At 38.1% G+C, this 13,883-nt stretch carries 14 protein-coding genes; 3 read left to right on the forward strand and 11 right to left on the reverse strand.

All coding sequences use genetic code 11. From position 1 onward, the window contains the following. Window positions 1-2: 2 nt before the first annotated feature. Complete coding sequence (locus A5889_RS08205) at window positions 3-1,385, reverse strand: glycoside hydrolase family 1 protein (protein ID WP_087640586.1); 1,383 nt, start codon at window positions 1,383-1,385, stop codon at window positions 3-5. A gap of 198 nt (window positions 1,386-1,583) precedes the next feature. Between A5889_RS08205 and A5889_RS08210 the strand changes: the two genes are divergently transcribed. After that, window positions 1,584-2,351 carry a MurR/RpiR family transcriptional regulator gene (locus A5889_RS08210; protein WP_087640585.1) on the forward strand — a complete coding sequence of 256 codons (768 nt, stop codon included), beginning with the start codon at window positions 1,584-1,586 and terminating at the stop codon, window positions 2,349-2,351. A gap of 50 nt (window positions 2,352-2,401) precedes the next feature. Here A5889_RS08210 and A5889_RS08215 read toward each other — a convergent pair whose 3' ends face one another. Next, window positions 2,402-3,184, reverse strand: coding sequence for a hypothetical protein (locus A5889_RS08215; protein WP_087640584.1), 783 nt, complete (start codon window positions 3,182-3,184; stop codon window positions 2,402-2,404). 267 nt (window positions 3,185-3,451) lie between these two features. On the opposite strand from A5889_RS08215, the gene A5889_RS08220 reads away from it, so the two are divergent. Further along, window positions 3,452-4,189 (forward strand): class A sortase, encoded by a 738-nt coding sequence (locus A5889_RS08220; RefSeq protein ID WP_087640583.1) that lies wholly within the window; start codon window positions 3,452-3,454, stop codon window positions 4,187-4,189. A gap of 49 nt (window positions 4,190-4,238) precedes the next feature. On the opposite strand, the gene A5889_RS08225 is transcribed toward A5889_RS08220, so the two are convergent. The 4 genes from A5889_RS08225 to A5889_RS08240 all read right to left on the reverse strand — a co-directional run bounded on the left by A5889_RS08225 (window position 4,239) and on the right by A5889_RS08240 (window position 7,522). Next, window positions 4,239-4,460 carry a hypothetical protein gene (locus tag A5889_RS08225; RefSeq protein ID WP_087640582.1) on the reverse strand — a complete coding sequence of 74 codons (222 nt, stop codon included), beginning with the start codon at window positions 4,458-4,460 and terminating at the stop codon, window positions 4,239-4,241. 123 nt (window positions 4,461-4,583) lie between these two features. Beyond that, entirely contained in the window at window positions 4,584-5,045 is a 462-nt protein-coding gene (locus A5889_RS08230; protein WP_087640581.1) for a low molecular weight protein-tyrosine-phosphatase, read from the reverse strand. A gap of 98 nt (window positions 5,046-5,143) precedes the next feature. Beyond that, a complete protein-coding gene (locus A5889_RS08235) occupies window positions 5,144-6,838 on the reverse strand; it encodes an oleate hydratase (protein WP_087640580.1) in 1,695 nt (564 codons plus the stop codon). Window positions 6,839-6,946: 108 nt separating this feature from the next. Next, window positions 6,947-7,522: a TetR/AcrR family transcriptional regulator gene (locus tag A5889_RS08240; RefSeq protein WP_087640579.1), complete on the reverse strand. Its 576-nt coding sequence runs from the start codon at window positions 7,520-7,522 to the stop codon at window positions 6,947-6,949. A 287-nt stretch (window positions 7,523-7,809) separates the two neighbouring features. Between A5889_RS08240 and A5889_RS08245 the strand changes: the two genes are divergently transcribed. Further along, complete coding sequence (locus A5889_RS08245; RefSeq protein ID WP_087640578.1) at window positions 7,810-9,114, forward strand: hypothetical protein; 1,305 nt, start codon at window positions 7,810-7,812, stop codon at window positions 9,112-9,114. 71 nt (window positions 9,115-9,185) lie between these two features. Here A5889_RS08245 and ruvB read toward each other — a convergent pair whose 3' ends face one another. From ruvB to A5889_RS08270, 5 genes are all read right to left on the reverse strand, one after another. Further along, window positions 9,186-10,196 carry a Holliday junction branch migration DNA helicase RuvB gene (gene ruvB, locus A5889_RS08250; RefSeq protein WP_087640577.1) on the reverse strand — a complete coding sequence of 337 codons (1,011 nt, stop codon included), beginning with the start codon at window positions 10,194-10,196 and terminating at the stop codon, window positions 9,186-9,188. Window positions 10,197-10,208: 12 nt separating this feature from the next. Continuing rightward, entirely contained in the window at window positions 10,209-10,820 is a 612-nt protein-coding gene (gene ruvA / locus A5889_RS08255; protein ID WP_087640576.1) for a Holliday junction branch migration protein RuvA, read from the reverse strand. Between the two features lie 184 nt (window positions 10,821-11,004). Beyond that, window positions 11,005-12,678, reverse strand: coding sequence for a peptide ABC transporter substrate-binding protein (locus A5889_RS08260; protein ID WP_087640575.1), 1,674 nt, complete (start codon window positions 12,676-12,678; stop codon window positions 11,005-11,007). A 172-nt stretch (window positions 12,679-12,850) separates the two neighbouring features. Further along, on the reverse strand, window positions 12,851-13,288 hold the full coding sequence (gene msrB / locus A5889_RS08265; protein ID WP_087640574.1) for a peptide-methionine (R)-S-oxide reductase MsrB: 438 nt from the start codon (window positions 13,286-13,288) through the stop codon (window positions 12,851-12,853). Window positions 13,289-13,386: 98 nt separating this feature from the next. Beyond that, on the reverse strand, window positions 13,387-13,881 hold the full coding sequence (locus tag A5889_RS08270; protein WP_087640573.1) for an acyl-CoA thioesterase: 495 nt from the start codon (window positions 13,879-13,881) through the stop codon (window positions 13,387-13,389). Window positions 13,882-13,883: the final 2 nt, after the last annotated feature.

Consider the following 13,883-nt stretch of genomic DNA (forward strand, 5'->3'; position numbering starts at 1 on the left):
CTTTAATCAAACCCATTTTCCTTCACCATTTCTTTAAACCACAACCCAGATTTCTTCACCGTCTTTTCTCCTGTCGCTAAATCCAAGCGATAAAAACCATATCGATTTTTATAAGCATTGCCCCATGACCAGCAATCCACAAACGTCCACATATGATAACCAAGACAGTTGCTTCCTTCTTCCATCGCTTTGTTCAAATACCTCAAATGTTCCTTCAAAAAATCGATACGGTATTGATCTTGAACGATCCCTTCTGCGATGAATGCTTCTTCTCCTTCGATCCCGATCCCATTTTCAGAAACAAACCAATCGATGTTGTCATATTCTGTCTGAATTTTTTTAGCAATATCATAAATTCCTTTTGGATAAATCTCGATCCCTCGTGACGTATTCATCCGTCTGCCCGGCATCACATATTCGTCAAAGAACCATTCAGGTGAAAAAACACCCTGCGGATTCGGTAAACATTCTTTGGCTTTGACTCTACGAGGCCGATAGTAATTGATGCCTAATAAGTCGATTTTCGTTTCACCGATCAGCGCTATGTCTTCCTCCGTAACTCCTGGTAATTGATCATATTTTACTAGCACTTCTTTTAGTTTCTCTGGGTACTTTCCTTTTAAAATCGCATCATTCACACTTTTTGTATAGAAAAGGTCTGCCATCTCTGCTGCATACAGATCTGCCGGATTTTGGCTTCTTGGATACACTGGGATCACATCCATGATGATACCGATTTTCCCCTCCTGTTTTGATTCACGATAGACGTTAACTGCTTCACAATGAGCCACGATGATATGGTGTAAAACCGTTGCCGCACGTTTGAAATCAACAACATATGGATAATGACGATCATGAAGATACCCTGCTTCAGCCGGAATCATTGGCTCATTAAACGTAAACCAGTATTTCACTCGATCCCCAAATAATTCAAAACAAGTTTTCGCATAGTTTTTATATGCGGTGATCACTTCTCTATTTTCAAATCCGCCGATTTTTTGTAATTCCATCGGCATATCAAAGTGGTACAAATTGATAAATGGTTCAACACCTTTTTCAATCAGTGTATCGATCATATCATTGTAAAATGCTACTGCTTTAGGATTCACGTCTCCAATGCCATCTGGGATCAAACGTGACCAGGAAATCGAGGTCCGGAAAGAGTTAAAAGAAATATCCTGCATTCTTTGAATGTCTTCTTGATAATCCCGATAAAAATACGAGGTATTTTCTGTCGTTACACCTTCATAAAATCGATGATTATACTTTTTAGAAGCATAATCCCAAATGTTTTCTCCTTTTCCATCTCCTGCTTGTCTGCCTTCCGCTTGTGTTGCACTTGATGCCGCTCCCCAAAAGAAGCTTTTTGGAAATTCTATGTTCATCCACCTTATCCTCCAATATTGATTTTTTGTTAGCTAAAACGCTTTTTATTCTGCTTGCAGATTGCGCTTTCACAATCTATAATTGGAGTATAGCATTGATTATAATGTTTGTTATACGCTTTCATTCCTTTGTGATAATTGACGGCTTTTGTCACTTCTCACAATTTTGTCACAGTCTGTAACTACAAGGAGGCCACTATGCTTTTTTTAGATTATATCCCTGATTTGAATCCTTTAGAGTATGAAATTTACCACTATATCGCCAACAATTTAAAGACTGTCACTTACATGCGCATCAGAGATTTAGCTACTGAAACACATACCAGTACTGCAAGTATTTTACGCTTTTGTCATAAATTTGAGTGTAATGGTTTCTCTGAATTCAAAGTCAAACTACATTTATATTATGAATCGATCAATCAGGCTCAAATTGCTGATGTCGATGAAACTCAGCATATCCACTTCTTAGAACGTGTCAATGAGCCTTTCCTTGATCATAAAATTGAGCAAGCTGTCACACTTTTAGCAGATAAAGGGTTAGTCCTTTTTCTCGGTTCCGGTTCATCTGAACCGATTGCCGCTTATGGTTCTCTTTATTTCACTAATTTGTCTCAAACAGCCTTACGAATCGAGGATCCTTCTAACTACCCAATTGAATGGTTTCCTGATGATATCCTTGAACGAACATGTGTGATCGCCCTATCCGTCACAGGTGAAACGAAAGAAATCATCCACTACATCAAACGTCTGAATACAAAAAAATGCCCGATCATTTCCATCACCAACAGCGACAGCTCAACGATCAGTAGAATGTCCGATTTGAACATTCCTTATACGATCAATCGGGAGACGATCTACAAAACAAGCGATAACCATGACAAAACGATCGAGCTGACTTCTCAATTACCTGCCCTTTTCTTGATCGAAAAAATTGCTAAACGCCTGAGATTACAAAAAAACATCTAAAAAAACACTGATAAGAGAGCAACTACGGCTTTCTTATCAGTGTTTTTAAATTATGCTTGTTTTGGGAATCCAGAAAATTCAAAATCATCTTCATGAATCAAACGCCACGAGCGTTTGGCTGTATTATAAATCAAAATAGCGATCACAGGTTCATTGCGGTAAGCAAAGTTTTTCGTTTTCCACAATGAATCTTCTACAACGTGGATGGGAATGTGATACTCCTTACCTTTGATATCCATTTGATCGAAGCAAAAGACCACACCTTCTTGTAAAATCGTCTTCATTTCTTTTAGGATATCGACATCCAATTTTTCAACTGGAATCCCTCTCTTAAAGAATGTTTTACGATCATTGACTTTTTCTAAAATCACTCGAGTGATTTTATCCGCTAAGATTCGATAAAACTCATCGATATAGCGATAATAAATACGTGTCATATGATCAACAAATTCAAAAAACACAAAATTATTTTGTAATTTATAAAAAAATGGTGAATGAAGACTTGTCTTCATATGACCAAAATAGAGCAGTTCTGAGATTTCTAATGGTGTTAGCTCTTTCAGCATCGTGACATCTGAAAAATCGATCCACTTGATTTCCTCATTCATTTTTCTGCGGTGAGTGGTTGAAAAATACTGATTTACATTCTCTTCACCGCGAATGATCTTCAAACCACTATGCATATCATACTCTCCTTCTTCTGCAGATGGATTCAGCAAAAGAAGATTTTTCGGGTGATGAACGATCGAATGCGTAAAATCTGCATGTGTGATTCCTTTTGATAAAACTGCATTACTGGTCATGTCGATATGTACATAAATCAATTCTACCATTCGTTCGATCCCCCTATCATTTTTCGTTACTTCCATTCTACAATATTTCTGTAATAAAAGCTTGTGTCTTTTATTTTAAGTTTCAGTTACAAAGAGTTAAAAAAGTTCCATCTAGCGCAGTCTATATAAGCTATTTTTCTCATTGCTTAAAAGTCGTTCGTTTTTTTAACGATCCTTTTTAAAAACGAACTTTTAGAAAAAAATAAAGTTTTTAAGCTAGGGTTTCAAATCAACTTATGATACACTTATAAAAAAAGGAGGGAGCTTATGGCCTCAAGAAAAAAAGTACCTAAAAAGAAAAAATCCAGAAAACGAAATTGGCTGCTCAATATATTTTTATTCCTATTGCTGATCGTTGGTTTAGCTTTAGTCTTCAACACACAAATTAGAAATCTGCTGATCCAGCAAAATGGAAAAGCGTATGCTGTAGAAAAACTAACGCCTGAAGATATCGAAAAAAATAATAAAAAAGATGTTTCCTTTGACTTTGAAGCTGTTGAATCGCTTAGTACAGAAGCTGTCATCAAAGCTCAGTTTGGAAACCGAAATTTACCTGTGATCGGAGCAGTAGCGCTTCCTGATGTGAAAATCAACTTACCGATTTTCAGAGGACTGGACAATGTTGTGCTATTGACCGGTGCTGGTACAATGAAACCAGATCAGGAGATGGGTAAAGGCAACTATGCTCTTGCCAGTCATCGTGTGCAAGATATGGTTTCGCTATTTTCACCATTAGAATATTCTAAACCAGGTGAGCTGATCTACACAACGGACTTGAATAACGTATATACGTATAAAATCAATTATGTAGAAAAGATCGATCCTTCACGCGTGGAGTTGATCGATGATGTTCCCGGCAAGAAAATGATCACGCTGATTACTTGCGGTGACATGTATGCGACAACTCGAATCGCAGTTCAAGGTGAACTAGAATCAGTTACCCCAATCGATAAAGCGACGAAAGAAATGACTGACGCTTTCCAAATGGAACAACTGACCCTATAAAATAGCAAAAGACTGAAACAAAGAGATTTCTTTTTTGTTTCAGTCTTTTTTATGAATGACTTGTCTTTCTGATTCGAATATAGCCATAGCGGATGGTCGATAAAACTAAAACGATCGGATATAGAAATAGTGTCACTGCCAGCCATTCTGTAGTGAACACAGATAAAAAAGCGACATGATACGTAACAGCGTAAATCAAGGGCAGTACAATCGCCAATAAAATATAATACAAGCTCGTCTCAAATACAACTGTTCTATATGAGCCTTTCATCTTCTATTTCCTCCAATCTTTTTAATGATCATTTTACGTTGTTGCTCTACTTTTCTATTGTAAAATATTCATAAAAAAGATACATCCACCTTTAGTCTGAGATTTTGATTTCTTTTCTATTTTTTATTCTTTAGCCAGATAAATTAACCAAGCATCTGTTCCTTGATCGACCAATGTATAGGTTTGATCAAAATCACCAGTATAATAAGGATCTGGAACATCCATCTTCTCTTTACCGGCTACAACTTCCATAAATAAATGAATCTTCTCTTCTGTTCCATAAGGTGCGACCCGTTTTAAATCCGCTACATTTTCTGTATCCATTCCAATAAGAAGGTCAAACTCAAAAAAATCCAGTTCTTTGATTTGTGTTGCTTTTATTCCACTAAAAGAAATCCCCTGCCTTTTTAAGATTTCTTGTGTACCTTGATGTGGTAGGTTGCCTACTTCCCAGCGACTAGTCGCAGCCGAAGAAACCTGCACCTGATTTTCCAACCTGTGCTTTTTGACTTTCTCTCTAAATACAGCTTCTGCCATAGGTGATCGGCAAATATTTCCTAAGCAGACAAATAGTACTTTTTTCATCCTATCCCTCCTCATTTTATTATAGTAACATAGCTAGTCTTCTATATTAAAATAACTGGGATATAACTTTACGCGTTATATCCCAGTCACTTTCATTACTATCTAAACATCGTTTGTGCCGCTTTTGCCAAAACCTTAGGATCACGGTTATAAGGAGTCACTGGCACAATCTCTTTATCAATATCAAACAGCGTGTATACCGCAATTCGAGCTGCTCGAACAGAATATTCTTCTGTAAAGACCATATCTTTTGGTATCTCAACAAATTGACTGACCATCGCAAAATTTGTGCTGTTTTCAGGTACAACAGCTGGACGATCACTCATTTTTCGCGGTTGAAATTGGGCGTCAATATAAGGCATATACGCTGGAATCACATTGACGATGTCTTTTTTGATTTCTTCCCAATCTGACTGCCAGCCCATTTGACAGATCCATTCATACAAGATTTCTTCTCCTGTACAGTCACGCATTGGTTTTTTCACATACTCACCGATCTTATCCGTATAGATGCCATAGCCCCAGAAAATCGTGGTATCCGGATTTTGATTTTTGAAGTGCGGCTGAGCTGCCACAACAGTACTTAACAACCAGCTTGAATCTTTTAAGGTCATCAATGCACCCGAACCTGGAATATTACCGGAAAATTCTTCAATACGTTTTAATAACTTGTCACCTTTACACGTCACAGTAAAACTTTCCCAATTGGTTTCTTTTTCATTACCGAAAAACGGTTCAGGATTTCCTAATCCAGCTTTTTTCTTCGCAATATTACGCCAAAGTCTTGCCGAACGTGACTCTTCTGTCACTTCCGGCGCCGGATGACTCCAGTCTCCTTCGGTAGAGCTGTCTGTCATTGTACCGTTGGTCATGATGACCACATCTTCTTCATTTAAATCGATCGTTTCACCATTGCCCAATTTTAATGCAGTCACAGTAATATCGGAACCTGGTTTAAATTCTAGATCCACAACATCCTCATTTAGTGTAAAGTCAACCCCATGTTTTTCTAGATAAGCTTTCAAAGGTAGGATCACGCTATCATATTGGTTAAGCGGTGTACGAGTAACACCTTCCAACGTATCGATTCGAGAAAATTCTAAGATCATTCGATTCATATAGCGGCGCAACTCAAAGGCACTGCTCCATTTTTGGAATGCAAAGGTTGTTTGCCACATATACCAGAAATTTGTTTCAAAGAAATGAGGGCCAAACCATTCTTCGATCGTCACACCATCCAACTTTTCTTCAGGAGTTGCCAATAATTTAGACATAGCCAAACGGTCTTCATTGTCAAAGCCCATAGTATGGGCATCAAGAATTTCTTGCTCTTTTGTAACCAAGCGTGCTTGTGCATGTGTTGGGTGTAAGTGGTCAAAATTCAATATTTCTTCTGTCACACTGTGATTAGGCCAATCCAATGAAGGAATAGTGCTAAATAGCTCCCAGAAATTTTCATAGGTTTCTTCATTCAGCATGCGGCCACCACGAGCAACAAAACCTTTTTCATTTGTACCTATACCATCATTGCTACCACCAAGAATTTTCATTCCTTCGATCACATGGATATTTTTACCGTTAAAATTTGCATCACGAAGTAAGTAAGCTGCTGCTGCCATCGTCGCAATACCGCCACCGATGAGATAGACTTGTTTATCACCATAATAACGGCTATTGATTTCTTCTTCCACTTCTGAAAGTTTTGCTGTTTTTTTATCGACGGATGCTTTTTTGGCAAGAACGGCTGCACCTAACACACCCGCAGTAACTAATCCAATATGTCTTTTTTTCATGAAAATCCCTCCGATTCATTTTATGAACCTAGCGTACAATGATTCATTAGAAAAGTCTTGTGATAGCCTTTCCATTCCGTCAGCTTTTTAGACACTCTAGTCGATTTGTCATAATAGTTCGTTTTCTTGTGCATAAAGACGGTAAGAGAAAAATTCTGTATCTTTTGCTAATCGAAAGAGCTGTGTTGCAATCTCTAACGGGGACTCTTTATAACCACCTAAGATCCAGTCGATCAGTACTCCGCTACAGCCATATGAAAAGAAACGGGCATAAAAGACTTTATCTTCTGGAAGCAACTGCTTTTCTTTATCCATCTGTTCAAATAAATGAATAAATAATTTGTTTGTGATCTCAGAAAAACAAGTTCTTAAAATCTCAGAATCAGAATTGACTGTATTATAGTAAAAATCATTTTTTTCTTGGATCGCTTTAAGCATTTTTAAGGCTTGCTCTTCCCAATTGTCGATACTCGTATCTGGTGAATCCAAATAGATCAACGCATCATGGGTGTAAATCCAACGTAGTAGGTCGTTTTTATCTGTAAAATGATAATAAAATGTTTGGCGGTTTAAGCCGACTTCTTTCGTAATGTCTTGTACACTGATCTTGCTAAATAATTTTCTACCGCATAAGTCGATCAATGCAGACGAAATCGCTTTTTTGGTAATCTGTGCTTCGCTCATCGTTTTGTCCTCACTTTTTTTTAGATATACTCATCATACCAAAGAATGACAGAAAAATATAAAGTTGCAGTATCCTTTTAACAATTGTTAATGGTTCTTTAGCACTACATATATTCCATTTATAAAATATATATGATTTTTAAAAGAACAAAAAGACATTTTTTTATCAAAAAGTTTTATCCAATGGAAAATAAGAGGAAAAAATAACCTCTTCCGTCATGTTATATTCAATGTACTGCTAGTGTTATTTATATAATTAGCAGAAAAAAATAATAAGGATGGGTAAAATGATTAGTTACAAAAAAATATTAGGTGGATCACTTGTCGCTTTAGGTTTAGGTCTTTTTGCTGGTCAATCTGCTGATGCCGCTTCGATTTTGACTGAGAGTACAGATTTAAAAGGATACGCTGCAACGATCACTACACAAAATGATGGAACAAACGTATTAACGACAAAAAAAGGGGAATACGTGTTAAATGAAAATGCGAAAATTTACAGTTCATCATCAATCATCATTACTTTAAACAATACAAAGCCTGTAAACGTGAATTCAATCAATGCAAAACACACATTAGAATTACGCGGAAATGGTGAAATGAACGTAGATACGACAGATGATGTCGCTATCAATGTAGGAACGCATTTCAGAGCTTTCAAAACAACTAAATATGGTAAAGGGAAAGTTACTGCCTCTGCTTCAAAAATTGGATTGAAAGTAGAAAATGAAATCCAAATGGAAGGCGGTTCTGTTGAAGCCTCTGGTTCAGAGTACGGTGTTTACAGTAACAATGATATCAAACCTTACTATGATGCTGTTCTTAAAGGTGTAAGTAGCAATGGTACAGGAATTTACGCGTACCGTGATATCTATGCATGGAAAGGTGCTACAGTTATCGGTGAAGGGAAAGTTGCTGGAGCTCGTTCAATCATTGCACATATTCAAGCAGAAGATGCAGGGAGCTCAATCACAGGTATTTCTCACGATATCAATAGTTCTTTATCTGCTTTACATGCAGACAAACAAATGCTGCGCGCATATAATGGAGCTGTAGTTCGTGAAGAGTACAAAGAAGCAAATCTAATCATTACGGATGATGTTCCTCTTAATCTAACTTCTAATTACAAAACAGTGGCTAGAAACATGAAGAATATGGCTAACTATAACTGGTCATCTGATCCGGAAAGTGTCTATTTCGCAAATGGTGGACTTTTAGGGGATATTGACAAATCTTTCGAAAATGCAACCGTAAAAGCAACTCGGACAAATCCTAGCGTTTGCGTTGAAAAAAATGAAGTATCACAACTGAAGAAAAATGGTACTCATGAAGTTATTTTCTCTGGAGCAACTTCTCAATATATCGTTCCTGTAATTGCCCGTCACTATGTATACGACGACAATACAAAAGACTATGTTTTATATCAAGAAGTCGTTCACCCAACTGAGGTTGGTTCTTTAGTTAAAGTTGACGATCTAAAAATCGATTTCCCTGGAGCTGAATCTGATTATATGGGTGCAGACAGAACTGATTTTGTTGCTTACAAAGATGGTACTCCATTAGTGATCAACTACAAATATATCGTAGAATTCTAAAAAAATAGACAAAAAATGAGACACATAGAATTGCTTCAATGACAATTCTATGTGTCTTATTTTTTACTAATTTATTCTGAATAATAAGAGTCATAGCCAAAATGTTCATACGCCAGTGGTGTGGCAATACGTCCTCTTGGCGTTCTTTTGATAAATCCTTTTTGTATCAGATAGGGTTCGTACATATCTTCGACTGTTTCAGTTTCTTCACTGATATTGACTGCGATCGTACTTAATCCCACTGGTCCGCCGCCATACAATTCAATCATCGTTTTCAGCAACTTTTGATCGACATAATCCAATCCTTCATGATCCACCTGCAAAAGGGTCAGTGCTTGATCGGCAATCATTCGATCGATCACACCATTTGACTGCACCTGAGCAAAATCACGAACACGTTTCAACAAACGGTTAGCAATTCTAGGCGTGCCGCGAGAACGTCGAGCAATTTCAAAGGCGCCTTCTTCAACGATTTCTGTCTGAAAAATGTCGGCTGAACGTTGAACGATTTCTTTCAAATCTTTCGTCTCGTAATACTCCATATGTGAAATGATTCCAAAACGGTCTCTAAGTGGTGCCGAGAGCATTCCTGCTCGAGTTGTCGCACCGATCAATGTAAACGGCGGTAAAGGAAAATGAACGGGATGAGCAGTCGTTCCCTGTCCAACCATGATATCCACATAAAAATCTTCCATTGCTGAATATAGCATTTCCTCTACTAAACGAGGCAGTCGATGGATTTCATCAATAAATAACACATCTCCGGGCTCCAGCTCGTTCAAGATAGCCACTAAATCGCCTGCTCGTTCGATCGCAGGCCCGCTAGTTGTACGGATATTGACATTCATTTCATTGGCGATGACCATTGCCATTGTTGTCTTCCCCAAACCAGGAGGGCCATATAAAAGGGTATGATCCAAAGCTTCCTCACGTGTTCGAGCGGCTTCGATATAAATCGTCAACTCTTGTTTTACTTTATCCTGACCGATATATTGTTCGAGAAATTGCGGACGTAGTGATTTTTCCAGTGACTCTTCACCTTCGCTGCTTTGCGCTGAAAGTAATCTCTCATCTTCAGTCATAGCTCTTCCTCCTTAACGCTTCATCATCAATTTCAATGCATTACGTAAATATTCATCTGTTGGCTGAACGCCTAAACCTTCTAAACTTGGTGTGATTCGTTTGATTTCTTTTTCACTGTAGCCTAAAGCACTAAGCGCTTCTAATGCTTCTGTCAATGCCTGATTATTCGAAGATGCTTGTGGTGTCTGCGCCATCGCTTCAACCGCTGCGTCTGATGTCTCTAATTCACCGAGTTTGCCTTTTAGATCCAGCACCATTTGCTGAGCAGTCTTTTTCCCTACTCCTGGGAATTTCGTCAAATATTTCGCGTCTTCACTTTCGATCGCATTGATCAAACCGCCATGATCTTCAGATGCCATGATCGCCAGCGCACTTTTGGGACCAATCCCTGAAACACTGATTAACTTCAAAAAGAGCTGTTTCTCATCTAGATCACTAAAGCCATATAACGTATGGGCATCTTCACGAATGACTTGATGAACATAGATCTTGATCTCCAGTTCTGTCTTTCCTGAATAGCGGTAAGGATTGCCTACTGAGATTTGATAGCCGATGCCGTTTGTTTCTACAACAATATAATAAGGACTGATAAAGGTCACTTTACCAAGGATATATTCGTACATAATTTCACCTTTCTAAGCGATACTGTTCCAACATTTTATTCAGCATATTTTTGTGCTGACACGCACATACGTTTCCATTTTAACACAAGTTAGAGAAAAGAAGTAGCATCAAAAATACGCTTATTCTGAGCAAAATAGGCTAGCCTGTAAGATTGACCTTAAGGCTAGCCTATTTTTTCTATGATTATTCAGAAATATACGTCCATTTATAATCGTAAGTTGCGCCAGCACCATGTGCAACGACACCTTTGACTTTTGAGTTCCGTAGGTGAGCTTCCGCTTTTTGATAAACTGGAGCAACACCCATTTCATCAAGGATCAGCTTTTCAGCCTGAACCATGTCATCCCAACGTTTTTCAGGATCTGCAGCATTCTTTTTACCAGAATCCTGTACTAAAGTATCATATTCTTTATTTGAGTAACGGCCTCTATTATACGCGCCACCAGTTACAAATAAATCAGTGAAACTGCTTGGGTCTGCATAATCAGCACCCCAACCGCCCATGATCACTTCGAAATCACCGTTTTTACCACGATCTAAACGAACGGTAAATGGTACATTGGTCACTGTTACATCTACACCGTCAAGGTTTTCTTTCACAGCACCCTGAATATATTCTAAGATTTTCTTCGTCGAGTCTGTATCATCTCCGACAATATCGAATTTGAATGAATCGATGCCCAGTTCTTTTTTCGCTGCTTCCCAGTATTTTTTCGCTTGTTCTTTGTCGGATTTCAAGATTCCTTTGTTTTCTTCTGCGAAATCTTTATTGTCTTTTGGCGAGAACGACATTCCTTCCGGCACTAACCCTGTTGAAGCAATAGACCCATCACCTAAAATTCGGTCAACAACAGCATCACGATCGATAGAGTAAGAAATTGCTTTTCTTAAGTTCTCATTATGGTAAGGAGAATCTGCATCCCTTTGGTTAAATTCCAAGTAAGAAGTACGGGCTTCTTTTTGGATGACTAATTGTGGATCATCTGCCATTTGCTGAGCCAGTTCACCACTTAAAATAACGTCATCTGTCTGACCATCTTGGAATAAGTTTAGAGAGGTTGGTGCTTCTTTGACCACTTTCACTTCGATTTTATCTAATTGTACAGTGTCTTTATCCCAATATTGATCATTTTTTGTATATGACCATTCTGTATCTGTTCCTGGACCATCAAAATCAGTCAATGTGAATGGACCATTGTAAACAGATGCTTCACTCTTCGTTGCATAGTCTTTCCCTTGTTCTTCCACTACTTTTTTATTTTGCGGGAAGAACGATGGAAATGCTAATAAGTAATCGAAATAAGGTGTTGTCTGCTCCAATGTTACTTCTAATTCATGATCGCCATTCGCTTTGATCCCAAGCTCATCAAGCCCTTTTTTACCTGCTGAGACATCTGCCCCGTTCTTCACTAATTCAAACATGTAGGCATATTCTGCTGCAGTTTTAGGATCTGCTGTACGTTGCCAGCCATACACATAGTCTGCTGCCACTACAGGATCTCCATTAGACCATTTAGCATCTTCTCTAAGTTTGAATTTATATGTCAGTCCGTCCTCACTTTTTTCAGCCATTTCAATAGCACCAGCCGGCTGAGGTTTGCTGTTCTCATCTAGACGATATAACCCTTCATAAACGTTGTTTAACGCCGAAAAGCTAATTGTATTCGTTGCGACTGATAAATCAGCACTTGGCATTTCTTGTTGCACAACTACTCTAAAAAGCTGTTCCCCACTAGCTTTTTTCCCTCCAGTACTGCTACCTGTCGAATCGGTTTTTCCTCCGCCTCCACATGCTGCTAAAGCAAGTGTCGACAACATCATAACACTGATCAATTTAGTCATCTTCGATTTTTTCATTTTATTCTCCTTAATAAATAATAATTTTCTTTTCAAATTTTAATATTTTGAATATTCTTATAATACTAAAAAGAATCCAGAATAGCAACTGTTTTAGTCACACATAAAATAACAAGTGATATAAAAAATTAAAAAAACATCTAGTGTGAGAAAACACTAGACGCTTTATTGATCATTCAAATAAGGATTTATACTCTCCATATCCTTCTTCTTCTAACTTTTCTACTGGAACAAATCTTAGAGCAGCTGCATTGATACAATAGCGGAGACCGCCTTGATCTTGGGGACCGTCTGTGAACACGTGACCTAAATGTGAATCTGCTTCTTTACTCCGCACTTCGACCCGATGCATTCCCAATGAAAAATCGGCTTTTTCTTTGACACCGCGTTTTTCTATAGGGTGAGTAAATGAAGGCCAACCGCAGCCCGCATCATATTTGTCAGTCGAACTAAAGAGTGGCTCACCGCTGACGATATCGACGTATATCCCATCTTGATAAAAATCATCATACTTTCCTGAGAATGGACGCTCTGTTGCGTTTTCTTGGGTTACTGCATATTCAATATCGGTCAATTTTTGTTTCAGCTCTTCTTTTGAAGGTTTTTCCACGACAAATCACATCCTTACTAGTTTTATTATCTTAATAATAGCATTATTCAGAAAAAAACACTTATTTCCTGTTTAGAAAATAAGTGTTTAAGCGTTTATTAACTCCAAGGAATGTCCAAATCTACATTTTTTGCAAGATCGATACTTTCTTGACGTTTGGCTTGTCGAGCTGCTTTTCTTGTTTCATACCCTTGGCAGATAAAGCGTTCTTCTTCTGTTTGAGGTTCGATCATTTCTGGCAACTCCGCACCTTTAGGCACAACAAATGTCATGAAACACGTTCCCGCCAGATAACGTTCACCTGTAAATAAGTCTTCACCGATCACTTTAGCAAAAATTTCCATTGAGCGTGTACCAACACCAGATACATACGCATCGATACAAACAGAATGATTAGCTTTTAATGGCGCTAAAAAATCTAGATGATCCACAGAAGCCGTCACAATGGCTGATCTTGACACACGCACAGCTGCAATCCCAGCGGTTTCATCCAGCCAAGCCATCAACTGACCACCAAATAATGTCTTATGAAAATTTAGATAAGGATACGTAATAATATGAGTTTGAATCGCTCTTGTTTCTGAGCATTTCATCG

It is taken from the genome of Enterococcus sp. 9D6_DIV0238, assembly GCF_002174455.2.
In the GTDB taxonomy this organism is placed as follows: Bacteria; Bacillota; Bacilli; order Lactobacillales; family Enterococcaceae; genus Enterococcus_L; species Enterococcus_L dunnyi.

Excerpts from the sequence above, each read along its gene's own strand:
- A5889_RS08205 (WP_087640586.1), bottom strand. The coding sequence starts at position 1,385 with ATGAACATAGAATTTCCAAAAAGCTTCTTTTGGGGAGCGGCATCAAGT.
- A5889_RS08210 (WP_087640585.1), top strand. The coding sequence starts at position 1,584 with ATGCTTTTTTTAGATTATATCCCTGATTTGAATCCTTTAGAGTATGAA.
- A5889_RS08215 (WP_087640584.1), bottom strand. The coding sequence starts at position 3,184 with ATGGTAGAATTGATTTATGTACATATCGACATGACCAGTAATGCAGTT.
- A5889_RS08220 (WP_087640583.1), top strand. The coding sequence starts at position 3,452 with ATGGCCTCAAGAAAAAAAGTACCTAAAAAGAAAAAATCCAGAAAACGA.
- A5889_RS08225 (WP_087640582.1), bottom strand. The coding sequence starts at position 4,460 with ATGAAAGGCTCATATAGAACAGTTGTATTTGAGACGAGCTTGTATTAT.
- A5889_RS08230 (WP_087640581.1), bottom strand. The coding sequence starts at position 5,045 with ATGAAAAAAGTACTATTTGTCTGCTTAGGAAATATTTGCCGATCACCT.
- A5889_RS08235 (WP_087640580.1), bottom strand. The coding sequence starts at position 6,838 with ATGAAAAAAAGACATATTGGATTAGTTACTGCGGGTGTGTTAGGTGCA.
- A5889_RS08240 (WP_087640579.1), bottom strand. The coding sequence starts at position 7,522 with ATGAGCGAAGCACAGATTACCAAAAAAGCGATTTCGTCTGCATTGATC.
- A5889_RS08245 (WP_087640578.1), top strand. The coding sequence starts at position 7,810 with ATGATTAGTTACAAAAAAATATTAGGTGGATCACTTGTCGCTTTAGGT.
- ruvB (WP_087640577.1), bottom strand. The coding sequence starts at position 10,196 with ATGACTGAAGATGAGAGATTACTTTCAGCGCAAAGCAGCGAAGGTGAA.
- ruvA (WP_087640576.1), bottom strand. The coding sequence starts at position 10,820 with ATGTACGAATATATCCTTGGTAAAGTGACCTTTATCAGTCCTTATTAT.
- A5889_RS08260 (WP_087640575.1), bottom strand. The coding sequence starts at position 12,678 with ATGAAAAAATCGAAGATGACTAAATTGATCAGTGTTATGATGTTGTCG.
- A5889_RS08270 (WP_087640573.1), bottom strand. The coding sequence starts at position 13,881 with ATGAAATGCTCAGAAACAAGAGCGATTCAAACTCATATTATTACGTAT.